A 21,196-nucleotide genomic window follows, 5' to 3' on the forward strand; every position below is an offset into this window, starting at 1 on the left:
ATCGGTCGACCCCGGAGTTACCCTGGTACGGCACCTTTTGCGAAACCGTTACCTTCAAAGCACATGAACGGCGGGAATGCCCTCGGAGTAACGTTGATGGCAAGCAGCAACCAAGGACGCAAGTCCACGATTTACGACATCGCAGAGAAGACTGGTTCTTCAACTTCAACAGTGAGCATGGTGCTGAATGGCAACTGGGCCCGCTATCGCATCAAGGAGGAGACAGCGAATCGAATTCTCGAATGTGCCCGGGAGCTTGGGTACAACGTCAACATGAAAGCGCGAGGGCTCCGGCTGTCACGCTCGGGGCTCGCAGGGATGGTTCTTCCGCACTACCGAAACCGCTTTTTTGCAGGGCTCGCCCAGACCTTTGAAGACCAGGCTCGTAGCCGAGGTCTTTGTCCGATAGTCGTAGGCACCCAGCGTGACCCTGCAGTCGAGGTGAGTGTCACTGAAACGCTTCTGTCGCAACGCGTTGAATTGCTATTCATCGCCGGCGTGCGAAACCCGACGCCGCTGAACGACCTCTGTTTGGCCGCGAGCGTGCCTTCCATCAACCTTGACCTGCCAGGTGACGGAGCGCCGTCGGTTGTTACAGACAATCGCAAAGGAGCAGCGGAGATTACCGCCGTGCTGCTTGAGAAATTGCTGGCCCGTGGCCATTCTCCGGATGAGCTGGTCTTGCTGGGCGGTGTAGCCAATGAATATGCGACTGAGATGCGTATTGCTGGATTCCGGGACGCTTTCAAAGCTCGCGGTATAGCGCCTGCAAAAGATGCCGTCGAGTGTTGCGGATATAACGCGGCAGCCGCGAAACGTGCGCTGACCATTCGCTGTGAGAAGCTGGGGCGGCCCCCATTTGGCCTGCTGATGAATTCGATTACCGCGCTTGAGGGATTGGTTCAGTTTATGGCGACGTTACCGCACGACGACTGGAAGAAGGTGGTCGTCGGCTGCTTCGATTGGGACCCCTTCGCGGCATACCTACCTTTCGACGTGACAATGTTGCGGCAGGACGTGCAAAAAATCATCTCAGAAGCGTTCGCCTTGATTGAAAGACACGACCCGGGCGACAGGTCTCTCATTCTTGTGCCCACGGGATTTGGCAAGATGTTCGAAGAGGCGGAACAGACGAAGGAGTTTGACCGCTAACTTCAGTCTGAAAAATGATTGCGGTTGCAGTCGGTGGCAATCGGTGACATCACGCCACCGGTGACCGGCGCATGGCACATCTTAGATTTCCCTCAACCTATTAAAAAATTTGAGTGGTGCGTGGAATCTCGACCTGACAGTGTCGTCCTCGAACGGTCGTAGCCTGAGCGTTGCGGAAAAGTATTCATACACATCCAGCTACTTCGGTGAGACCGCATGCAACCAGACTGCGCAGGCGTTGATGCCGGCCGTACAAGAGCTGATTGCAAAGGTGGTACATGCACCCGATTTTCCATCGCTAACTGACGAAAAGTCGATACCGTCCAAACGACCGGTGAGTTGAACCGGAGCACCGGGTGCGTACACGCCGCCGATTTTGAGTTCTGACACAAGCCCCGACTTTACAAACTCAGCGAATGGCTCACCATCCGGTGTCTTGATAGGCCCAACACCACGGCACATTATCTCGCTCGAAACTGACCTGTCGCGAACGCGGCGCCAGTGCACCAATCGCTAGATGAAGGGTTGGTCGCGGAGAAAGAAGACCTCGAAGCGAAGGAACCGTCGGCGCTACCCCCCCGGGACGAGGAGCGAGCTGAAGCGCGATGGCTCGCAACGCAGGCCCGAATAGTGGTCAGGTTCAGCTGTGGATGACACCGGCCGACCGTTACTCGGAGCGCCGCGGCAAAAATACTGTTGCACGCGGGAGAAGTGCGACTGCTCGCACCGGCACTCGGGAGACCTTGCGTGCACTTGGAAGTATCGGCCGACTTTGCTCCAATCGCCCTTTGCCAATTATTCATCGACCAATCGAAAGCAGTTCGTCCGCAGCGATTATCGCGGCAGCAATTTCCTCGATTGGCACCCGCTTACCCATCGCTTGCTGGCGAATCGCTCGATAAGCCTCGAGCTTCGTAATACCCCTTTGTCGAACCAAAATCTCCTGGGCTTCCGCCACCTTTCTGGCACCTTCAACGCGCTCCTCCAGGCGGCTGACGCGCTTCTTAAGTTTTTTTAAGTCGCCGTCAATCTGACGCGCCAGCACCAATGCACTCAACACGCCAAACGACCTCACCGGCGCTGCCACCACCGCCTTTGCGCCGACGCGCAGAACTGCCTCAATTATTGTCGGATTCTCATAGTTGACCACCGCCACGACCGGAGGCGTGTCGTCAGCGTCGCACCACGCAAATCCATGACCAATGGTGTCCGGATAGAGCCCAATGAATACCAAATCGCTTCCTGGAGGCGGGGCGTCCAGTGGAGGCCAGAAACAATGAGCCTGACAACCGATGCGTTGGAGTTGCTGGGTAAGAAGCTCGCCGTCCTTGGTCCGAGGGTGAAAAACACAAACGTGAAGGGAGCGCAGGTCCTTCAGGACCTGCGAACTCGTACGCGACGATGGTTGCTTTGGTTGGGGACCGTCCCGAGTAACATCACGTTCGCTTCGCATGTTAGCTCTCCGCCGAAATCATACGAAGCGTCCAGTCTCCGAGCGCGTGAGTTACGAGGTATGGGTCAGGATAGACCGCCTCGCGTGACTCCCTCACGATGGTGAACTGACCTCTCGCGTTTACCTGACCGATTCGAGGATAGAGGTAAGCATGATGGTTGGACGGGTCGACACGGACCTTGCCTTGGGGTGCGTTGCAACTCGCTCCCAGAAGGTGCGGCAAGAGCGCGTCGATATCATCGCTACCTGATGCCCTCATTGCCTCTGCAAACAAGTGGAGCTGGAAGTACGCCGCTTCCCAGCAGGCATTCGGCTCTGTAATACCACCATAGCGCTGACGGAACCGGTCCACACACGCGCGGTTGATGGGGTTGTCGATTGACTGAAAGTAAGGTGCTGAAGTGTAGTGTCCTTGCGCGGCGCCGCACGTCATCTGTGCAACTTCGACTTCCGTTGTCGTTAAGCTTCCAATCGGCATCTTCGCCGGGTCGAATCCCGCTCTCGAATAGGCACGATAGAGGTGTTGGGTGGCGTTGCCGACGACTGTAGAGAAAATGAAATCAGGTTGAAGATTTCGGACATCCTTGAGAATTTCAACGAAGTCTTCCTCAGTAGCCTCGAGCGGCACATAGCGTTCGCCTACCTTCTCCCCGCCAGGCTGCTGCGTGACCAGGTCGGCCATGATTCTGTTCGATTCGTAGGGGTAAATGTAGTTGGAACCTATAAGGTAAACCCGCGAGCCGAAAGTCGACGTCATGAAGTCGGCCAGTTGGACACTATTCTGATTGGGCGCCGCTCCGGTGTAGATGAGATTGTCGGAAAACTCGAAACCCTCGTACAGCGTCGAATAGAAGAGGAGCCTGTTCCAACGCTCCACGACAGGAATGACGGCCTTCCGCGTACTTGACATGTAGCAGCCAAAAATCACTTTGACATCGTCTTCGGTGATAAGTCGCTCGGCGAGGCTCGCGTAGACCGTCGGCTCTGAACGGGGGTCGTATTGAACTGGCACAATTTCGCGCCCATTGATTCCGCCAGACGCGTTAATCTCTTCGACAGCGAACAACGTGCCAAACCGCTGCGACGTCTCAATCGACGACGTAACGCCGGTTTCCGAATAGAGAATCCCAACCTTCACTGGGTCTGAGTTAGCCACGGTAAATCCTCATTTTCCTACTAGCCCTCGTTCACTCGGAAAAGCCTATCGTAGCGCAAAGCACTCACTCAGCAGCGATATCAGTCCAGAATCAGGTCGTCACCCTTACCAACGCGAGTTCAAGCGCTCCAGGCAGCCGTGCCGTATTGTCTACCGTCGCACAATTCCTTTGGCCAAAGATTGTCGAGACGACTGCTCCAGCTGACGGGTCGACGTTGACGCAGAAGCATCGAATCCCGGCCGCTCTCAATTCTTCGATAGCTTTCCTCGCGTCTTCGACCAAATAACGTTGGTCGAAGACATCGATGTCCGACGGCTCGCCGTCCGTGACCAAAATGACGGCTTTTGCGCTTGAGCGCTCGCCCCTCAGGCGTCGTCCAGAGTGACGCAATGCGGTCCCAACTCTCGTCGACCACCCGGGAACGAGGCTTGAGAGCATCTGCACGTGGGCGGAGCCGTAGGGAGATTTGAACTCTTTGAGTCTGATATACCGCACTTCGTGCCGACCATTCGACGAAAAGCCCTGTAAAGCAATGCGCAGCGACGACCCGTCAAAGTCCGAAAGAATCTGATGCGCCGCAGCCTTCTCTTCGTCGAGCAGCGTCCTCCCCGTCCCTCTCGTCAGTCGCGCAGTGGACTCCGAGAGGTCGAGAAGAATCAGAATGGACGCGTCTCTCGCGCTGAGCGCAGAGCCGGCGTAGACACGCCCGTCCGTCAGTGCGCCGACGCGCTGCGATACCGCGTGCGCAATGAGCGCATCCAGGTCCAGGTCGTCGCCCTCCAGCTGCGCCTTGATTCGACGCGACACAGCACGCGAACGCCAGTGAGGGTGCAGCCGGATTCTGGTTTTTCGTACCATGGCCGGCTGCTCAGCCCTTAACCCCGCCGGGCCCTGTTCTCTTACCTGAACCCAATCGGCTCGCCACGTTTCGTTACGGTAGTTCCACTCCGGGTAGTGGAAGACCTCCGCGGCGGCAGCTTCGCCTGTGGATAAGCCGCCCTCCCCTTCCGTTTCGGAGCGACCCGATTCCTGCTTCATATCATCCGCGGCTCCGAGAGCGGCCGACCTGGCCTCCGTATCTCCGAACATCCAAAGGTAGGTGTTGTCGTCACGGTAAGCCGGTTCGACAGCGTAAGACGACGCATCGAACCGGACGCGCATTTGGCCTAGGTCATTCGCCAGAATGGAAGCAACTTCTTCGAAACCTGCGCTGTCTTCCAAGTCTGCGCACTTACTCTCGAAAAGCGCGCGGCCCTTGTTGACCCAGTGGAACCCATCTTTGTACCTGGCATCGTGAATTGCACGAGACAAGCGTGACCCCAGAGCCACAAACGATAGGCCATCAGCGTGCCGGGAAGCGCTCTCTTCGTGAAACAAATCCCAGACTGAATGGAGACCTGGATACTCCCTCAGCATCAGTTTCTCGACGCGAGCGTCCTCGATCACGGATAGCATTGCAACCAGCAAGGGCGTACGCCGCCCAACCTCTCGTCCGGCTGTGGAGTAGCGCAGATGCGCAACTGCATGGGCTGTCATCGCCTGGACCAGGACACGATTTCGACCCGTGCTCGCGCACTCTGGAAGCGTGAGCATCCAGGGCGAAATTGCGGGACGTTTCAGAGAAGCATCGCCGTCCTCTCTGAATGTCGCAACCGATAGACGCGACTGTCCCAGCCCGTTCGCGTAGAGCTGAGCCATCCGCTTACATGCCCCTGACTCAGGCGTCGATTCCAAAGTGAGCATCCACGAATCCTTGAAGCGATTGCAGCACGTCATCATCATCGCTTGCAGGCTGGATTAACGCCATTCTGCAAGCGGCTTTCACCTCAACGCCGTCTACAATCAGCGCTGCCGCACGCACCAGCATCCGCGTCGAGATTGATTCAAACGCTCCCGATACGTTGAGTCCACGCGACGCGCTCGCTACATTGACAAGACTCTGAGCGATGGCACGGTCGAGTCCTGTCTCCCTTACGACGATTGCGACCTCTATTTCTGGGGCCGGATAGTGAAAGTCAAGCGCTCCAAAGCGCTGCCGGGTGGATGCTTTCAGGTCCTTCGCGCTACTCTGATAACCCGGGTTATACGAAAGCACGAGCTGAAAATCTGAATGTGCACGGATGAGCTCGCCGCGTCTGTCGAGCGGTAGAGTCCGGCGGTCATCGGAGAGAGGATGTATCACAACGGTGGTATCGGCGCGTGCCTCCACCACCTCATCGAGATAACAAATTGCCCCATAGCGCACTGCAGTGGTCAGCGGCCCGTCGTGCCACACCGTTCCGCTGGCATCCAGAAGGTATCGACCGACCAGGTCGCCCGCGCTCAGGTCCTCGTTGCATGCAATCGTGACAAGAGGTTTCCCTAGTTTCCACGCCATGTACTCGACAAACCGCGTCTTCCCGCACCCGGTGGGGCCCTTGAGTATCATCGGAATTCGGCATCGGTACGCCGCCTCGAACAACTCAACCTCACGGCCCACGGGCTGGTAGTACGGTTCGCTGTCAATCAAGTATGGTTTGATACGTGAATCCATCGCGGGCGTCCTTCTTTGCATTAACGATGCGACGGTATTTCAGTCGGGATGCCCTCAATCGGACACTCTGGAGTCCCAGGCGCGGAGCGTGTGATTGCCTCGACCGCCTTCCGGGTAGCATCAGGGTCTGCAATCCAGTCGCTGTAGAACTTGAACGGGCACGCGGCGACGCCATTCGCGTTCTCGCCGGAGTTTATAGTCCCCGTATAGCCGCGATGCAGGAGCTTGTAGAGATGATTCTGTGACTGCATGTTGCGGCGAGCGTCTCGAATCAAGTTGAGCGACAACTCGGCGTACTGCACACCCATCTCTTCTTCGCCGCATTCCCCGAGTGTGCGGCCGTCGAAGCCGACGATTGCAGAGTGACCGAAGTACGAGTAAACACCGTCCCAGCCAGTTGCATTGGCCACCGCGACGTACGTGTTGTTCATCCACGCCATCGTCTTTGCGACCATGACCTGCTGCTCCTTCGCGGGATACATATAGCCTTGGCAGCGCACAATAAGCTCGGCGCCCCGCATTGCGCAGTCACGCCAGATTTCGGGGTAGTTGCCATCATCGCAGATGATGAGGCTGACCTTCATCCCCTTCGGCCCCTCGGACACGTATGTGCAGTCGCCCGGATACCAGCCTTCGATAGGCACCCACGGCATGATTTTTCTATATTTCTGCACAATCTCACCCTGGTCATTCATCAGGATAAGTGTGTTATATGGTGCCTTGTTCGGGTGCTCCTCGTGACGTTCACCCGTCAGCGAGAACACGCCCCAGACCTTCGCCTTGCGACATGCCGCAGCGAACACCTCGGTCTCTTCACCCGGAACGGTCGAAGCCGTCTCGTACATTTCCTTCGAGTCGTACATGATGCCGTGGGTCGAGTACTCCGGGAATATCACGAGGTCCATGCCGGGCAGACCTTGCTTCATACCCACCACCATCTCCGCGATTTTGCGCGCGTTCGCCAATACCTCTGCACGAGTGTGGAGTCTCGGCATTTTGTAGTTCACAACCGCCACGCCAACGCAGTCCTTGCTACTAGAAATATCACCGTGCCGCATCGCTTTTCTCCAAGTAATTGAACTACACCGTCAGATAAGAGCGAATCTTGTCGAGATTTACCTCTTCCCGATTCGCTTGATGAACAATCCTTCCGCCGTCGATAACCATCATCAGGTCGGCAAGTTCGAGAGCGAAGCTAAGTACTTGCTCGGACACCAGCAATCCAATTCCCAATTCGCGCCTCAATTGGATGAGCGAGCGGCAAATCTCCTTGACGACGGAAGGTTGTATACCTTCGGTGGGTTCATCAAGAATCAGCACCTTCGGCTTTGATACCAGCGCGCGAGCAATTGCCACCTGTTGCTGCTGGCCGCCGGAGAGATTGCCGCCCTTGCGATTGCGCATCTCGGACAGCACTGGGAAGAAGTCGTAGACGAAATCGGGAATCCTGGCGTAGCGCCGGGTCTCGAGCCCCGTCAGAAGATTCTCCTCGACAGTCAGGTGCGGAAAAATCATGCGGCCTTGCGGGACGTAGGCGAGTCCAGCGCGCACCCGTTTGAAGCTTGGGAGCGGCGACATTTCCGCGCCTTCCATAAGGATGGAGCCACGGCGCGATGTCATCATGCCAATGATGGCTTTGAACAAAGTGCTCTTCCCCATGCCGTTACGCCCCACCAATGCAACGGATTGGCTCGGCTCGACTCTGAGCGAGACGTCCCGGATGACGTGACTCTCGCCGTAGTAGACGTTCAGTTCCTTGACTTCCAGCATGCTTGTCTCCATCAGAGTCCGAGATAGACTTCAACAACGCGCTGGTCCGATTGAACCTCGTCGATGGTTCCTTCGGCAAGGATTTGACCTTGATGCAGTACCGTTACCCTGCGCGCGATGGAGCGGACGAACTCCATATCGTGTTCGATGACGACGAGCGATTTGTGGGCGGCAATGGACCGCAGCAGCTCCGACGTCTGTTCGCGCTCCTTTGGTGTCATTCCCGCGGCGGGCTCGTCCAGGAGCAAAAGCGCAGGGTCCTGAACGAGCAGCATGCCAATCTCAAGCCACTGCTTCTGGCCGTGAGACAGTTTTGCCGCTTTAACTTTCAGATGCTGGGTGAGTTGAATCTGTTCGGCGACGGCGTCGATGCGTTCTCGAATCTCCGGCGTTCTACGGAAGAAAAGAGACCTCCGGATGCTGTGCGCCTGCGGAATAGACAGTTCAAGGTTCTCCCGTACGCTCAAATCCTCGTAGACCGATGGATTCTGGAACTTACGTCCGACGCCGGCCCTGACGATTTGAAACTCAGGCAAGCGGCTCAGTTCAACGCCTCGGAACCAGACGCTTCCCGAGGTCGGCTTGGTTTTTCCGCAGATAAGGTCCAATAAGGTCGTCTTGCCTGCGCCGTTCGGGCCGATGACCACGCGAAGCTCTTGCTCCTCAATCTTCATTGAGAGCCTGCTCACCGCCTTGAAACCATCGAACGAGACAGTGATATCACGCACTTCGAGCATGCACTCCTGACTTGTTGAAGTAGCGTCCTCGCGATACCCGGTTCGACTCTCATATGCCTCTGCGGACTGCGTCATCACGACTCCCTCCTCTCGAGGAGGCGCTGTGAAAGACCTGCCAGGCCCCGCGGCATTGCTGCCACGACCAAAATAAACATCGCGCCGAGAAAAAACAGCCATGCCTCCGGGAAACGCTCCGATAGATACGATTTCATAAATCCAACCAGTACTGCACCGATTACCGCCCCGGGAACCGAGAGCCGCCCGCCGACGGCTGCGTAGATAACCATCTCCACAGATGCAACAGCGCCTACCAGACTTGGCGTCATGAGGCCAACCTGCATGGTGAACAGCGCACCTCCTATTGAGGACAGAACTGCCGCCACAGAGAACACGAATGCCTTGACGAGCGCGGTGTCATAGCCCGAGAACCGGACACGGTCTTCGCGGTCGCGAATGGCAATCAACACCTTCCCAAGCCTGGTTCCTGTGAGCCAGAGCGCAAAGGCCATCGCCACAAGAACAATCAACGATTCTCCGAAGTAGATTTTCAGCTTTGAAGCATCGCTCACAATGTCCATGCCAAGCAGAGTCTTGAAATCGGTGATGCCGTTCGCACCACCTGTGTCCCCCTGCTGACCAACGATGAGAACGGTGGCCGTCAGTGCGAGCGCTAGTGTCACGATGGCAAAGTACACGCCACTCACTCTCTTCATGAAGAGTGCATACGAGAGCGGAAACGCGACCAGAGCGGGCAGAATCACGATAGCGAGTACTGTGACCGAGAAATGCTCAAAAGGCACCCACCACCACGGGAGTCGGTCCACGCTGCTCCAAACCATGAAGTCGGGTAAATCCGGAGCAGACGCTGCCAACTTCAGATGCATCGCGAGGATGTAGCCGCCGATTCCGAAGAAGATGCCTTGCCCGAGGCTCAGAATTCCGCAGTAGCCCCATATCAGCACAACCCCGATAGCGACCATCGCGAAGGCGAGGTATTTGCCGAACTCGGCAATCCAGAAGGACTCGAGAGCGGCTGGGAAAACGACGAGCAACAGCACAGCGGTAAGGACATACCCCACCCAGCCATACGTATCTGGCTTGATTTTCATGATGTGCGGACCCTTGACGAGAAGAGTCCATTCGGACGGAAGTACAACACGACAACGAGGAGCAACATAACGGAGACCTTCGCCATCGAGCCACTCATCAGATATTCAAGAGTGGTCTGCGTTTGAGCTATCACGAAGCCGGACGCCACCGTTCCAAGAAGACTCGTTATTCCCCCAAACACCACTACGATGAAAGAATCGACGATGTACGCCTGCCCCGTTCCTGGATTCGTCGACCCAATCATCGTGAACACAGCGCCAGCAATTCCTGCTAAGCCCGATCCCAACGCGAAAGTCATCGCATCCACTCTGTTGATGTCGATGCCCACGGCGGAGCTCATCTTCCGATTCTGCGTCACCGCTCGAGCGCGCAATCCCCAACGGGTTCGATAAAGCAGTAGCCACACGGCGACGGCGACCAATACGGTCAGTCCCATAATGAAGATTCTGTTCAGCGGAAGTTGGATTCCCGAGGTCGGCTCCCATGCCCCCGAAAGCCAAAACGTGAGGGGACTTGAGACTTCCTGGGCGCCAAAGACGGCACGGTAGGCCTGCTGCAGAATGAGACTGAGGCCCCAAGTGGCGAGAAGCGTGTCGAGCGGCCGGTCATAGAAAAAACGGATGAACGCCCGCTCGAGGACAAACCCGAAGGCGAAAGTCACGGCAAATGAGGCCAGGATTGCCGCGAACAGGTAGCCCCCCATCAGGCCCGGGAGATACGCTTCGAAAAAGCGTGCGGTCAGATAGGTCGTGTAGGCTCCGAGCGCCATCAACTCGCCATGCGCCATGTTGATGACGCCCATCAGCCCGAACACGATTGCAAGCCCCAACGCCATGAGTAGGAGAATCGTGAAGCTACTCAGCCCGTTGAAGAGCTGCATCACGAAGATGTCGAAAGTCATACGCTTCTCGCTTGGCGATTACAGCTTCGGGAACGGATTAGGCTCAATCACGCCGGACTCATGAACGATGTCGAACTGCCCGTCAGCACGTGCACGCCCAATCCGAACGCGCTTGGCGACGTGGTGGTTCGTTTGATTGATATGGATTTGTCCTTCAGGCGCATCGAGCTGCAGGCCCGACGAAGCGGCAATGACCTTGTCCACGTCGAAGGACTTCGCGCGCTCTGCCGCGAGTTTCCAGAAGTACACTGAGTTGTAGGCGCACTCCATCGGGTCGCCGACGACGCGGTTCTGCCCGTACTTCGACTTGAACGCCTTCAGAAATGCCGCGTTTCGCTCGTTCTGAATGCTCTGGAAATATCCCATGCAGGCGTAGTAGCCTACGGCGTTTTCTTTGCCAATGCCGTCAATCTCGTTCTCCGAGACGACAGTGGAAAGTAGCTTCTGTGTATTGCCCTCCAGCCCGGCGGCCTTCAACTGCTTGTAGAACGCGACGTTGCTGCCACCGACCACGGTTGAGTAAATCCAGTCCGGTTTCGCCGCCTTGATTTTGTTGATGATGGACGAGAACTCGGTGTTTCCCAGTGGGGCATATTCCTCGCCAACCACGGAGCCACCGGCCTTGGCGATAGTGGGTTTCGCAATCTTGTTACACGTTCTTGGGTAGATGTAGTCCGACCCAACCAGAAAGAAGGTCTTGCCTTGCTGGGTAGCCATCCACTGAATGGCTGCAATGACCGACTGGGTTGCTTCCTGCGATGTGTAAATGACCTGGGAATCCTGCTCCTGGCCTTCGTAGTACGTCGGGTAGTAAAGCAAACCGTGTTGCTGATGAAGTACGGGCAGGACGGCCTTCCGTGAGGCTGATGTGTAGCATCCGACAATAGCGGCGACCTTATCACGTTGAAGGAGCTTTCGTGTCTTCTCTGCAAACGTTGGCCAGTCGCTCGCGCCGTCCTCGACAACAGGTTGAATCTGACGACCAAGTACGCCGCCACTCGCGTTAATCTCATCGATTGCCAGCTTTTCAGCGTCAACCAACGAGGCCTCGGCAATCGCAATGGTGCCCGTCAGAGAGTGCAATAGACCCAGTTTTACCGGCTCATCAGCAGCGCGTGCGGCCGATGAAAGCAGACCTGTCGCAGGTAGCGTTGCCACGGTCATTGCGCTCAACTGCAGGAAGCGTCGTCGATTTAAGCTCGTCATTTCCTTACCCCTTGTTATTTCTGTATTTCGGTTTCGATGGACGTACACGGTCGCCGGCACCAGGCTGGGACTTGGTGTCGGGAGGACAAGACAAACGCAGCTAGAGGCGACGCACGAGTGCGAACGCTCTGAAACGACAAACAAAAAAAAGCCCTAGGCAGACGGATGGTCCGTCTGCCTAGGGCTTTTTTGCCTTACACCTCATCGGCTATGTTGGCGATGGGCGTGAAATAAACTTGCTTGTATGTAGACTAAGGCTCCAAAAATGAGACTGTCAATAGGGAAAGTGTGGAGGTAAAGCGAGTTTTCAGTGCCCGCTTTGACGGTCGCTTAAGCAACCACAGCTTCCGGCGCCGCCGCGACATCCATCAGCGCGGCCGCCCTTTCGGCGCCAGAAAATTTTTCGCTGGTGCCTTATTCGCTACCGCCTTCTTTGTCGCGGGCTTCTTCGCGACCGCTTTCGGCTTGCTCGCAGCGGGAGAATCCGCCACTCCGCTAACGCCTGCAATCAAAAATTTCGTCCGGTCCTTGACATCAGCCAGCCATGCCGGAGCACGCCCGCGCCCACTCCATGTCGCACCGGACTTCGGGTCACGATACAGAGCCGGCTGAGGACCTTTCCGTTGCCCCTTGCGCGCAGTCGCACCAACCGTCTTCGGCGCCGGCGTCTTCTTGCCCGCAGTCTTTGCCTTGCTCGCAGCACCTGCACTCGCCGCGACCGCCGCTTCAGCGCGGCTTGCAATCAAAAATTTGGTGCGGTCGCTTCGCGAGGAATTCGTGAGTAAGTTACTTGCGTTGCGCGCTGTGGCAGCGAGCCTGGGTGGTTGCGCCGTCGCACCGCAATATGAAGAAGCGCAGCCATACAACCCGGTCTACGACTATCACTTCTACGGGCCGCGTTACGGGACTTGTAGCATTCTGGACGATTACGGCGCCTGGGGTGGCTGGTACGGGTACGGTTGGGGTGGTGGGTGGCATGGAGGTGGGGGAGGATATGGTGGCGGAGGCGGGCTTGGTGGCCGCTGAAAGTTCTCCTGGTCGGACTCCATACGGCCGCTCATAATTCGCTTTGAATCCAATCGAAGGAAATTTACGGATGCGGCACCCTGTCCGAGAACATGACCCGGTGGAGGTTGCAAATGCGACCGCGATTGCTGCGTCATAAAAGTCGTGCACTGCGGGCCGCTGCGCGCGCGGCAAGGATGCCACCCAGCGCCCCACCGAGATGGCTTTGCCACGACACGGCAGGGTAGAGCGGCATCAGGCCGAACAGCATGGTCAGCCCGTAGCTGCCCGCGACGAACAGCGACACCATCATCGCGAGAATGTGCCGCGTGTAGTAGCCCCGCGCGACCAGGTAGCCAGCGTATCCGAACACCAGGCCGCTCGCGCCGATGTGCACCGTGTAGGGCGCGCCAAACCCCCAGGCGCACAGTCCCGCGCCAAGCATCGCGCCGATGGTCGCTTGCCAGAAGCTGTCGATGCGCGGCCACATGCACAACCAGCCAAGAATCAGGAGGGCGCTCGTGTTGGCTATCAGGTGCACCAGGCTTGCATGCAGCCACGGGGCAAACAGGATGCCCTGCAGCCCGCCAAGCGTGCGAGGCACCACGCCGTGCCGGTTCAGATGCAGGAACGGCAACGCAGCGGACAGGAAAAAGACCAGCCACATGGAGCCAACAAAGGTGGCGAGAAGCAGAACTCGCGTCCTGAGTTGCGCGAGGAGCGAGCCAGCAGCGGAAGTCGCGCCAGCGAGGCGTACCGAGTCTTGCGGCATTACAAGTTACTCCGAACGGTCTGTCGTTACTCAACACCAACCCATCTGGGCGTGTGCACGAGAATCAGCACCGGTGCAAATTCGACCGTCCAGTTTCTCGAGGCCTGCCCCGTCGCTTATTCCACGCGCAGGTAAATGAGCGCACTATGCCGCATGCGTGCATACTACAGCTATGGATTCATAGTCTACCGAAGGTCCTGTATCAATCCAGACGCCCACATTCGACATCGAAGAGCCGGCTTCCTCGTTGTTTCATCAGAACGGCCACTCGGCCAGTTCCAGCGCTTCCCAGGGTGCGACAGCCTGCCATCGGCATGATTACCTCATTACACCGCCGCGATGCGCGTACGGGGCGATTCACCGCAATCGGCGTTCGATGAGCGCCAAGCAAATGTTTTAAGAAGGAAACTTTTTTGGACGAACGTAAGCGAGACAGCATGATTGCTTATCTCCGCCATCGCATGGACCAGTTCGGCATCCAACCAGATGACCTGGCTGCCGCAATAGCAAGTGAACAAACGGAACAGAAGGAAGCGCGCTACCGTAATGCGACGGGGGACTCCTGGAGCGGCGAAGGAAAAATGCTGCAATGGTTAAAACAAGCGACGAGTGCTGGACAATCTGTCGAACATTTCCAATTGACGGCGAAACTTGCGCCAACAGTTCGGTCGAGCCGAGCCGGCGTGGATTGGCGTGATGACCCGTTCGCCGGCAGCCCACTCGCGCGGGGTCAGCGCCAATAGTGAACTCCGATGTCTTCGCATGCCAGTTTTAGAATGCCGGCACCTGCCAGCATTTCGCCCTCATCCTCACGGAAAACTGTACTCCCCTTCGCGTCCGCCCCGAGCTTCCCTAAGCAGCTTTGATATTAATCGTCATGGTCGCCATGACGTGTGCGCCTTAACTTTTTCGCTGCCGACGCTCCCCGGAGGTGTTTTTACGGTGCCTAACGGGTGCCGCGGCCGATAATGACTCGATGCAAAAATTGATGAATGCATCAACTTTCGCAGCTCGATGGCGCCGTGACGGAAAGAGTGCGTACAGCGGAAATCTTTCGTCCGACCAGTCCGGGAAGAGGTCCACGAGCAAGCCATCGCGCATTATCTGCTCGACGCCAATTTCCATCACCTGGGCGATGCCAGCGCCGGCGATACACGCACCGAGCATGGTTTCCACGTCCGACACGAGCAGTCGCCCCTCTGCGGGTATCTCCGCGACCTTCTTGCCCCGATGGAACTCCCACTCGAAGGGCCTGGCCGTCACCGGGTTATAAAACATGATTCGCTGATGTTTGCTCACCTCCTCCGGTTTTCCCGGCTGCCCGTGCTCAGCCACATACCGTGGAGACGCGACCGTAATGATGCGTGTGTCGAGCAGCTTCCGCGCAATCAGTGTTCCCATTGGCGGGGGGCCAAAGCGCACCGCAAGGTCAAATCCATCTGCCACGAGGTCGCCGACGTCGTCGCGCATGATAAGTTCGAGCGAAAGGTCGGGATGGTGTGCCAGAAAATCCGGCAATCGTGACGCCAGCACCGTCCTTGAAAAGAACGGGTCAACGTTAACACGAAGCTTCCCCTGCACAACGTTCGCTGAACCCGACGCTGCTGAAGCCGCCTCTTCAATGCCTGTCAGATGCGCGCCAACTGCGTCATATAGACGCCTCCCTTCGTCGGTCAGCGTCTGCGAGCGTGTCGTCCGGTCAAGCAGCCGCACGCCTACCCGCTTCTCCAGGCGTGAAACAGCGCGGCTAACGCCCGATGGCGACAATCCCAAGGCGTCTGCTGCGCGCACGAAACTGCCACTCTCCGCGACTGCGGCGAGTACGGTGATGCCAGAAAACAGCCGACCATCAAACGTCATGACATCTCCAATGCTCATCTCATTCAGATAGTTTAGTCACGAGTGATTTGAACAGCTCGTACTTTATTCAACAATCAAAAAATGAGAAATTGTCCTCCTGAATGCTGTGGCGGCTTGTGCTGCAGACCTGAACCAGCTTGGGAGAGCATCAATGGAAGTTTTGAAGACACAGGGCATTGAACTGCCGCGCCTCGGATTCGGCACCTACCGTATGCCCGGTGGAGATTGCCAACCGGTCGTTGAGAGCGCGTTGGAGCTCGGTTATCGACACATCGACACTGCCGAGATGTATCAGAACGAGGAAGCCGTAGGCGCCGCAATTGCTGCCTCGGGCCTTGCGCGGAAGCAACTGCATCTGACGACCAAGGTATGGCACGAGAACCTCAAGCCGGAGTCCCTCCGTCGCGCACTGGACGCCAGCCTTGGGAAGCTCGGTGTCGACTATGTCGACCTGTACATGGTGCATTGGCCGTCGCGTGACATGGACCTCGGCGCTGTCATGGAGACAATGCAAGGCTTTCTGCAGAACGGCACCGTTCGCTCAATCGGTGTGTGCAATTTCAACGTGACGATGCTGCGAAAAACCATCGAGGAAATCGGCGCACCCATCGCCTGCCACCAGATTGAATACCATGCGTTTCTCGACCAGTCGAAAATGTTGAGCTACCTGCGCGAGAAAGGCGTTCCACTCGTCGCCTATGCCCCGCTTGCACAAGGCCGTACAGCAAGCGACCCCGTCCTCCAGGGAATCGGTGTGAAGCATGGCGTGACCGCTGCCCAGGTTGCTCTTGCATGGCTGCTGGAACAGGACGGAGTGGCCGTCATTCCCAAGGCTCAACGCCGAGAAAGTCAAAAATCCAATCTCGACGCGCTGTCGGTGAAACTGGACGATGATGACCGGCACGCTATCGCGGTGTTGCCGAAGGACCACCGTTTCGTCGCTCCACCGTTCTCGCCGGAATGGGACGCGTAGGCGATGTGGAATACATTGCGAAACCTTCGAACAGAAAGTTTTTCAGGTTCGCCCGGATGGCCGGGCACAAAGTGACTGGAAGTCGCTCCTTCGGAGGTGCGCCATGACGAAAGTTCGTGAACTGGATTGCTGGTTGGCAAATCTCTACGGGCATAGTGCTGCTGACAGCGCTGCCGTGCTCGAGCGCGATTGGGCCGAGGCAAACCCGCGCGCGGACGACCCCAAGGACCGGGCCGTGCCAACAGTCCAGGTCATCGAGGTCATGAACGACAAAATGATTATTGTCGCATGGCAAGACCCTACCGGCGGCCGATATGGCTACCAGACGTGGACCCGCGTGCTCGCGCGACGCGATGCCGTGTGCGCACTGACCGGGCTTTCAGTTAAGAAAGGCGATGCGGTCTTCCATCCGAAGAATCTCCGCGACAGGCGCCCAGCGAACGCGGACAGCGTCATCCTCGCCGGCCAGGCGAAGTGCAACCTACCTGCTGCGACGAACGCTAATCACCCGCGTAACAACTCATCGCCGACAGCCCGGCATAAGACAGGAGCGGTCAGAGCGCGCACTATCCGGAAGAACTAGCGTGTTGACAAGCAACCTGCAGCCGGGCTGGACCCGGTCCGAAAGCCCCTTTCACGAAGGTGAACCTACGGTGCCGGAGCGCGTCGGTGTCGCGGGAAAGATGGACCACCAGGGAACGGCGGTTCATTCATGCCTATATGCCTCCAGAAGAGCAAATCCGGAGTCCAGATATGACGGTAGCCAGGATGTCACCGAAGGTATCCCGGCCGGATGCCCGTGAAGCGTTTGCACCCAACGTGCTTCGAACGTGCTCACAGCCAGGCGGTTGTTGCCGATGCGAGTTTGACCCGCACGCCGAGTTTCAGCTGACAGTTAGATTAAGCCGCAAGTCGTTGCTGCTTGAGTCTTTCTGCCATTCTCCGGCCTTCCATTTGTAACTCTTTAAGTCCGTCTTCGTCGACCGGGAATCGGCCGTTACCAACGCACTCTTTCGTTTCACTTTCGACAGCCGCACTATTACACTTCCCTCCGCTACCTCGGAAGCAACAACCGTACTACTTCAGGAGCGGCGAAACGGACGGTTGAAATCAAGCAACCCGCCTCCAACTCGGGTTGGCCCCCAACACACGCGTACAAACAACATGAAAGCTGGAAGCAAATTCAGGCTGGTCGCAGCAGCACTCCTTCTTGCAAGCGTCGGAACGGCAAACGCCGCCGGCTGCCTTAAGGGCGCTGTCGTCGGTGGTGTCGCCGGTCACTACGCCGGTCATCACGCGGTGGTCGGCGCCGTTGGCGGATGTATTGTCGGTCACCATCTCGCGAAACAGCACGCGCAGGAGCAGGCGGCGCAGCGTGCGGCGGCACTGCGGGCAACGGCTCATCCTGGGGTCTAAGGCTGGCTTAATCGTCGGCTTTCAGCATGGTTGAACAACCGCTCGAAAGCGGAGATTGAAATCGTTATGGCGAGTAAATCACGCACCCACAAGAATGCAACTCTGGCAATGTCCCCTCTGCTACGTGCATTGACATTTAGCCGTGCCTCGCACGAGCCCGTGATTCAGGCGATGCTCCTAAAGGCGTATGCCAGCCTGGACGGGTTTCGTCGAGGATATGGTTCACATGAGCTGTTGGAGAACCTCAGTCGACAACTGCTCGTCGCCGGGGAGCTCTGTCACCTCCGGAACCACGCTCACGGCTTGCCTGACATCGAGGCCGCGTGCGCTGCTACGGCACAAATCGAAACGGTCGGAAAGACCAGCGGGGCGTGGCTGATGAACGATATTGCGTATGCACACCTTTGCAATGCGCTTGGCATCTTCGATAATCAGCTCTCTGCTGCGTCACTCGGTGATATTGCGAAAGCTGAGGCGCGCGGAGCAAGCACGCTGATGGGGGAGGAGCAAGGCGCCGTATTCTCCATGGCAGCGGTGTAAGCACCTTGACTATGCGATTCCACCGCTCCAAGGTCCAACGCCAAGTTTGGAAAGTACAACATTAATTGGAATTTGTAGTTGTTTATGTCTACGGTAGTGAAACCAAGGCGCCCTATTGAAGCGCCGGTACCTCTTGGGCTCAGACTACGTCGGTTGCTGAGTACACATGAAATTGCCACGCTTCTGCTATTACTTCAGGCGCCGGCCGAGCTCATGGCAGCGACGCCAGACGTAATGGCACTTCGCGACGTCGGACTGGTCCAGGGTGTCGAGTCGGAACAAGATGGAGCCACCCCTATGTTCGCACTTACTGCCGATGGACGTGCCGTGTTGCACGCGCTTGGCGCTAGATGAATTGTGGTGGTAACGCGGTGCAAAATGCCCATGCTAACTTCATTGTGCACAAGACCCAAAGCGTAGAAAACCGTTCAGTTTAAACTCCCCACAGGCATCGTCACGCTCACCTTCTGGCATGTCGTCCGTCGCTGACTTGTGTTTCTGCGAGCTGGGCAGTTGGTTGCTGATTGCGCCACTGCCCCCGTCGGCAGCTTCTTTCTTCACTCTCAACCGTTCAGGGTGTCGCGCCCGCGTTGCTTTCGATGTTCGTGGCGAATATCGGTACCGCGAACCACATAGACGATGGCTTCGGCAATATTGGTGGCATGGTCGCCGATACGCTCGATGGCTTTAGCGATAAGCAGATAATCGAGCCCCATCTGGATTGTCCGAGGGTCTTCCTTCATGGATGTGACGAGCTTGAGCACGAAGGCTCGAAATTCGGCGTCGATGGCTTCGTCGTCGCGGACAATCTGTGCGGCCGCAGTTGCATCCATGCGCGCAAATGCGTCCAGCGCTCCACGAAGCATGTGTAAGGCCATTTCGCCAGAAGTCTTGATTTCAGCGATGTTGAAGTTCCACGCGCCTGCGTCCATGGCGACGCGGCGAGTTCGCTTCGCTATCTTCCGTGCCTCGTCGCCAACCCGCTCAAGGTTGGCCGCGCACTTCGAAGTCGCCAGCAGGAGGCGCAAGTCGGAAGCCGCCGGTTGCCGACGAGTGATGACGTTGGCCACTTCTTCGTCGATTTCTATTTCCATGAGATTGAGCTGGCGTTCAGTTTCGCCAACATGCTCAAGAAATGCCAAATCGAATGTCTTCAGCGCTTCCAGCACGCACGCAATCTGCGACTCGACCAGGCCGCCCATTTCGAGCAGCCTTTTCGAGACCAGATTGAGTTCATTATCAAACCTGCTCGAAAGATGCTTGTCTGGCATGTTCTGTCCTCGACCAGGAGTGGCCATGCCGTGCGGGCGCTGGTCGCGCACAACAGAGTAAGCGCCGCGTTACGATTTTGCGGGTCGACCGGTTTTGACCGTTTCGACAGCCGAAATCGCCGCAAGCATGCGCTTCATTGACGCCGCCTCGAGCAGAATCAGTCCCGCGCGCAGAAGCTCACTTTTCTTAACCGGCACGCCCGCGTCGAGGCACTTCTGTTTCAGTGTTGCGATTTTCTCGTAGTCCGACTTCGGCATTGTGAAGCTGTCGCGCACAACCTTCTCCTTCTTCACACGCTTCGCTTTTTCCTCTGCGGCTACGCTGGTTGGCGTCGCTTCCACTGGTATCACCCGCTTCTGTTTCTTCGCCTTTGTCGGGATGACCTGGACATCTGCGGCTACGGCGTCCAGCGCGTCCGGTTGCCGCTGGTCGTCTACTGCATGCCCATTGGCATTCTTCGGAAAGTGAAATGCCTTCTTCGTCGGCTTCCTGATGCGGGGTTCAATCATGGCCGTCTCCAGAGTTACGAAACGATATAAACAGTATATATCGTTAAAAAATCTTTTCTCAGCCACTTGGTGCATGTCTCCGAAAAGGCAGGTGCGGAAACTGCCACAGAACGCGTTTGCAAGACTGTGGACAACTCGAGGGCAAGTTTGGCGAGTCGCTGACACGATTGGACCTGCTGAGGCGCAGGCAGTCCTTGACACGCGAGACCCGCCGTCCCCACCGCTTCTCAAGGTGACACGCTTGTAATCCTCCTGTCAGTGTCGGGTCGGGGGCGGGCGCACAAAATGAAGGCAATTCTTCATCTTCGGAAGTTGATGAGGACGGCTTCATTCAGGGTGGGTGAAGCCAACACGTTCACCGCAAAGGAAGCCATCATGAAATCATTTATTTCTGCAGTCCTCGCCGCGAGCGCGCTGGTAGTCCCGGCTCTCTCTTTCGCACAAAGCAATGACACCCCCGTGACCCACGCGCAAGTCCGCGCCGAACTAGTCCAGCTCGAGAAGGCTGGCTATCAACCTGGTCGCGACGACCCCCATTATCCGGCCAACATTCAGGCTGCTGAAGTCAAGGTGGCTGCGATGAACGGGGTTGCGAGCGGCTACGGCGGTGTTGCAAACGGCTCGTCGGATGCGGGGCGCCCGGCTGTGTCGGCGGCTGACTCGAAGTCAATGTACAGCCATCACTGATGCGTTGGACGTCGAAAGAAATCTAGGGAAGGTCTGCAAAAGTCCTGGCGTCGACGTACGGGTGGACTATCCTGGGAGATAGGAAAGTTTAGGGGTATCTTCGATGACGCAACTTGGTCTTGGTCTGGATCTGTCAACGAAAC

24 protein-coding genes are annotated in these 21,196 nt (G+C 57.2%); 9 read left to right on the forward strand and 15 right to left on the reverse strand.

Annotated elements, in window-relative coordinates; genetic code table 11:
- Positions 1 to 96: 96 nt before the first annotated feature.
- The gene (locus tag ABQJ48_RS33765) at positions 97 to 1,152 is read left to right on the forward strand and encodes a LacI family DNA-binding transcriptional regulator (RefSeq protein ID WP_367842261.1); all 1,056 of its coding nucleotides are present in this window, start codon (positions 97 to 99) and stop codon (positions 1,150 to 1,152) included.
- 799 nt (positions 1,153 to 1,951) lie between these two features.
- On the opposite strand, the gene ABQJ48_RS33770 is transcribed toward ABQJ48_RS33765, so the two are convergent.
- From ABQJ48_RS33770 to ABQJ48_RS33820, 11 genes are all read right to left on the reverse strand, one after another.
- Positions 1,952 to 2,605 carry an ANTAR domain-containing response regulator gene (locus ABQJ48_RS33770; protein WP_367842262.1) on the reverse strand — a complete coding sequence of 218 codons (654 nt, stop codon included), beginning with the start codon at positions 2,603 to 2,605 and terminating at the stop codon, positions 1,952 to 1,954.
- A 1-nt stretch (position 2,606) separates the two neighbouring features.
- Positions 2,607 to 3,761, reverse strand: a complete 1,155-nt coding sequence (locus ABQJ48_RS33775; RefSeq protein ID WP_367842263.1) for a transporter substrate-binding domain-containing protein — start codon at positions 3,759 to 3,761, stop codon at positions 2,607 to 2,609.
- Between the two features lie 91 nt (positions 3,762 to 3,852).
- Positions 3,853 to 5,505 carry a nitric oxide reductase activation protein NorD gene (locus ABQJ48_RS33780; RefSeq protein ID WP_367842264.1) on the reverse strand — a complete coding sequence of 551 codons (1,653 nt, stop codon included), beginning with the start codon at positions 5,503 to 5,505 and terminating at the stop codon, positions 3,853 to 3,855.
- Positions 5,480 to 6,295, reverse strand: coding sequence for a CbbQ/NirQ/NorQ/GpvN family protein (locus tag ABQJ48_RS33785; protein ID WP_367842265.1), 816 nt, complete (start codon positions 6,293 to 6,295; stop codon positions 5,480 to 5,482). The genes ABQJ48_RS33780 and ABQJ48_RS33785 overlap by 26 nt, the downstream gene beginning before the upstream one ends.
- A 20-nt stretch (positions 6,296 to 6,315) precedes the next feature.
- Complete coding sequence (locus ABQJ48_RS33790; protein WP_367842266.1) at positions 6,316 to 7,353, reverse strand: aliphatic amidase; 1,038 nt, start codon at positions 7,351 to 7,353, stop codon at positions 6,316 to 6,318.
- 22 nt (positions 7,354 to 7,375) lie between these two features.
- A complete protein-coding gene (gene urtE, locus ABQJ48_RS33795) occupies positions 7,376 to 8,065 on the reverse strand; it encodes an urea ABC transporter ATP-binding subunit UrtE (protein WP_367842267.1) in 690 nt (229 codons plus the stop codon).
- An 11-nt stretch (positions 8,066 to 8,076) separates the two neighbouring features.
- On the reverse strand, positions 8,077 to 8,802 hold the full coding sequence (urtD, locus tag ABQJ48_RS33800) for an urea ABC transporter ATP-binding protein UrtD (protein ID WP_367842268.1): 726 nt from the start codon (positions 8,800 to 8,802) through the stop codon (positions 8,077 to 8,079).
- A 74-nt stretch (positions 8,803 to 8,876) separates the two neighbouring features.
- Positions 8,877 to 9,911 (reverse strand): urea ABC transporter permease subunit UrtC, encoded by a 1,035-nt coding sequence (urtC, locus tag ABQJ48_RS33805; RefSeq protein WP_367842269.1) that lies wholly within the window; start codon positions 9,909 to 9,911, stop codon positions 8,877 to 8,879.
- Complete coding sequence (gene urtB, locus ABQJ48_RS33810; protein WP_367842270.1) at positions 9,908 to 10,813, reverse strand: urea ABC transporter permease subunit UrtB; 906 nt, start codon at positions 10,811 to 10,813, stop codon at positions 9,908 to 9,910. The genes urtC and urtB overlap by 4 nt, the downstream gene beginning before the upstream one ends.
- A gap of 18 nt (positions 10,814 to 10,831) precedes the next feature.
- Positions 10,832 to 12,019: an urea ABC transporter substrate-binding protein gene (gene urtA / locus ABQJ48_RS33815; RefSeq protein WP_367842271.1), complete on the reverse strand. Its 1,188-nt coding sequence runs from the start codon at positions 12,017 to 12,019 to the stop codon at positions 10,832 to 10,834.
- Positions 12,020 to 12,387: 368 nt separating this feature from the next.
- Positions 12,388 to 12,885, reverse strand: coding sequence for an H-NS family nucleoid-associated regulatory protein (locus ABQJ48_RS33820; RefSeq protein WP_367842272.1), 498 nt, complete (start codon positions 12,883 to 12,885; stop codon positions 12,388 to 12,390).
- Between ABQJ48_RS33820 and ABQJ48_RS33825 the strand changes: the two genes are divergently transcribed.
- Positions 12,797 to 13,045 (forward strand): hypothetical protein, encoded by a 249-nt coding sequence (locus tag ABQJ48_RS33825; RefSeq protein ID WP_367842273.1) that lies wholly within the window; start codon positions 12,797 to 12,799, stop codon positions 13,043 to 13,045. The two genes, ABQJ48_RS33820 and ABQJ48_RS33825, sit on opposite strands and share 89 nt — an antisense overlap.
- A 133-nt stretch (positions 13,046 to 13,178) precedes the next feature.
- Here ABQJ48_RS33825 and ABQJ48_RS33830 read toward each other — a convergent pair whose 3' ends face one another.
- Positions 13,179 to 13,796 (reverse strand): rhomboid family intramembrane serine protease, encoded by a 618-nt coding sequence (locus tag ABQJ48_RS33830; protein WP_367842274.1) that lies wholly within the window; start codon positions 13,794 to 13,796, stop codon positions 13,179 to 13,181.
- Positions 13,797 to 14,209: 413 nt separating this feature from the next.
- On the opposite strand from ABQJ48_RS33830, the gene ABQJ48_RS33835 reads away from it, so the two are divergent.
- The gene (locus ABQJ48_RS33835) at positions 14,210 to 14,539 is read left to right on the forward strand and encodes an H-NS family nucleoid-associated regulatory protein (protein ID WP_367842275.1); all 330 of its coding nucleotides are present in this window, start codon (positions 14,210 to 14,212) and stop codon (positions 14,537 to 14,539) included.
- A 157-nt stretch (positions 14,540 to 14,696) separates the two neighbouring features.
- On the opposite strand, the gene ABQJ48_RS33840 is transcribed toward ABQJ48_RS33835, so the two are convergent.
- Positions 14,697 to 15,656: a LysR family transcriptional regulator gene (locus tag ABQJ48_RS33840; RefSeq protein ID WP_367842276.1), complete on the reverse strand. Its 960-nt coding sequence runs from the start codon at positions 15,654 to 15,656 to the stop codon at positions 14,697 to 14,699.
- A gap of 151 nt (positions 15,657 to 15,807) precedes the next feature.
- On the opposite strand from ABQJ48_RS33840, the gene ABQJ48_RS33845 reads away from it, so the two are divergent.
- The 5 genes from ABQJ48_RS33845 (at position 15,808) to ABQJ48_RS33865 (ending at position 18,939) form a co-directional block, all read left to right on the forward strand.
- Positions 15,808 to 16,629, forward strand: coding sequence for an aldo/keto reductase (locus ABQJ48_RS33845; protein WP_367842277.1), 822 nt, complete (start codon positions 15,808 to 15,810; stop codon positions 16,627 to 16,629).
- A 103-nt stretch (positions 16,630 to 16,732) separates the two neighbouring features.
- Positions 16,733 to 17,212: a DUF3331 domain-containing protein gene (locus ABQJ48_RS33850; protein ID WP_367842278.1), complete on the forward strand. Its 480-nt coding sequence runs from the start codon at positions 16,733 to 16,735 to the stop codon at positions 17,210 to 17,212.
- A gap of 581 nt (positions 17,213 to 17,793) precedes the next feature.
- Positions 17,794 to 18,045, forward strand: coding sequence for a hypothetical protein (locus ABQJ48_RS33855; protein ID WP_367842279.1), 252 nt, complete (start codon positions 17,794 to 17,796; stop codon positions 18,043 to 18,045).
- Between the two features lie 30 nt (positions 18,046 to 18,075).
- A complete protein-coding gene (locus tag ABQJ48_RS33860) occupies positions 18,076 to 18,585 on the forward strand; it encodes a hypothetical protein (RefSeq protein ID WP_367842280.1) in 510 nt (169 codons plus the stop codon).
- Between the two features lie 84 nt (positions 18,586 to 18,669).
- Positions 18,670 to 18,939: a hypothetical protein gene (locus ABQJ48_RS33865; protein WP_367842281.1), complete on the forward strand. Its 270-nt coding sequence runs from the start codon at positions 18,670 to 18,672 to the stop codon at positions 18,937 to 18,939.
- A 209-nt stretch (positions 18,940 to 19,148) separates the two neighbouring features.
- Here the strand turns inward: ABQJ48_RS33865 and phoU are convergent, their stop codons facing one another.
- Both phoU and ABQJ48_RS33875 read right to left on the reverse strand, forming a co-directional pair.
- Positions 19,149 to 19,856, reverse strand: coding sequence for a phosphate signaling complex protein PhoU (gene phoU / locus ABQJ48_RS33870; RefSeq protein ID WP_367842282.1), 708 nt, complete (start codon positions 19,854 to 19,856; stop codon positions 19,149 to 19,151).
- Positions 19,857 to 19,925: 69 nt separating this feature from the next.
- Positions 19,926 to 20,366: a hypothetical protein gene (locus ABQJ48_RS33875; RefSeq protein ID WP_367842284.1), complete on the reverse strand. Its 441-nt coding sequence runs from the start codon at positions 20,364 to 20,366 to the stop codon at positions 19,926 to 19,928.
- 375 nt (positions 20,367 to 20,741) lie between these two features.
- Between ABQJ48_RS33875 and ABQJ48_RS33880 the strand changes: the two genes are divergently transcribed.
- Positions 20,742 to 21,053: a DUF4148 domain-containing protein gene (locus tag ABQJ48_RS33880; RefSeq protein WP_367842285.1), complete on the forward strand. Its 312-nt coding sequence runs from the start codon at positions 20,742 to 20,744 to the stop codon at positions 21,051 to 21,053.
- Positions 21,054 to 21,196 lie beyond the last annotated feature (143 nt).

This window comes from Paraburkholderia suaedae, from assembly GCF_040812055.1.
In the GTDB taxonomy this organism is placed as follows: Bacteria; Pseudomonadota; Gammaproteobacteria; order Burkholderiales; family Burkholderiaceae; genus Paraburkholderia.

Bases quoted from the DNA above. Each gene is read 5' to 3' on its own strand.
- ABQJ48_RS33790 (WP_367842266.1), bottom strand. From the start codon at position 7,353: ATGCGGCACGGTGATATTTCTAGTAGCAAGGACTGCGTTGGCGTGGCG.
- ABQJ48_RS33830 (WP_367842274.1), bottom strand. From the start codon at position 13,796: ATGCCGCAAGACTCGGTACGCCTCGCTGGCGCGACTTCCGCTGCTGGC.
- urtB (WP_367842270.1), bottom strand. From the start codon at position 10,813: ATGACTTTCGACATCTTCGTGATGCAGCTCTTCAACGGGCTGAGTAGC.
- ABQJ48_RS33765 (WP_367842261.1), top strand. From the start codon at position 97: ATGGCAAGCAGCAACCAAGGACGCAAGTCCACGATTTACGACATCGCA.
- ABQJ48_RS33770 (WP_367842262.1), bottom strand. From the start codon at position 2,605: ATGCGAAGCGAACGTGATGTTACTCGGGACGGTCCCCAACCAAAGCAA.
- urtD (WP_367842268.1), bottom strand. From the start codon at position 8,802: ATGCTCGAAGTGCGTGATATCACTGTCTCGTTCGATGGTTTCAAGGCG.
- ABQJ48_RS33840 (WP_367842276.1), bottom strand. From the start codon at position 15,656: ATGACGTTTGATGGTCGGCTGTTTTCTGGCATCACCGTACTCGCCGCA.
- phoU (WP_367842282.1), bottom strand. From the start codon at position 19,856: ATGCCAGACAAGCATCTTTCGAGCAGGTTTGATAATGAACTCAATCTG.
- ABQJ48_RS33855 (WP_367842279.1), top strand. From the start codon at position 17,794: ATGAAAGCTGGAAGCAAATTCAGGCTGGTCGCAGCAGCACTCCTTCTT.
- ABQJ48_RS33780 (WP_367842264.1), bottom strand. From the start codon at position 5,505: ATGCTCACTTTGGAATCGACGCCTGAGTCAGGGGCATGTAAGCGGATG.
- ABQJ48_RS33850 (WP_367842278.1), top strand. From the start codon at position 16,733: ATGACGAAAGTTCGTGAACTGGATTGCTGGTTGGCAAATCTCTACGGG.
- ABQJ48_RS33865 (WP_367842281.1), top strand. From the start codon at position 18,670: ATGTCTACGGTAGTGAAACCAAGGCGCCCTATTGAAGCGCCGGTACCT.
- ABQJ48_RS33880 (WP_367842285.1), top strand. From the start codon at position 20,742: ATGAAATCATTTATTTCTGCAGTCCTCGCCGCGAGCGCGCTGGTAGTC.
- urtA (WP_367842271.1), bottom strand. From the start codon at position 12,019: ATGACGAGCTTAAATCGACGACGCTTCCTGCAGTTGAGCGCAATGACC.
- urtC (WP_367842269.1), bottom strand. From the start codon at position 9,911: ATGAAAATCAAGCCAGATACGTATGGCTGGGTGGGGTATGTCCTTACC.
- ABQJ48_RS33875 (WP_367842284.1), bottom strand. From the start codon at position 20,366: ATGATTGAACCCCGCATCAGGAAGCCGACGAAGAAGGCATTTCACTTT.
- ABQJ48_RS33845 (WP_367842277.1), top strand. From the start codon at position 15,808: ATGGAAGTTTTGAAGACACAGGGCATTGAACTGCCGCGCCTCGGATTC.
- urtE (WP_367842267.1), bottom strand. From the start codon at position 8,065: ATGCTGGAAGTCAAGGAACTGAACGTCTACTACGGCGAGAGTCACGTC.
- ABQJ48_RS33785 (WP_367842265.1), bottom strand. From the start codon at position 6,295: ATGGATTCACGTATCAAACCATACTTGATTGACAGCGAACCGTACTAC.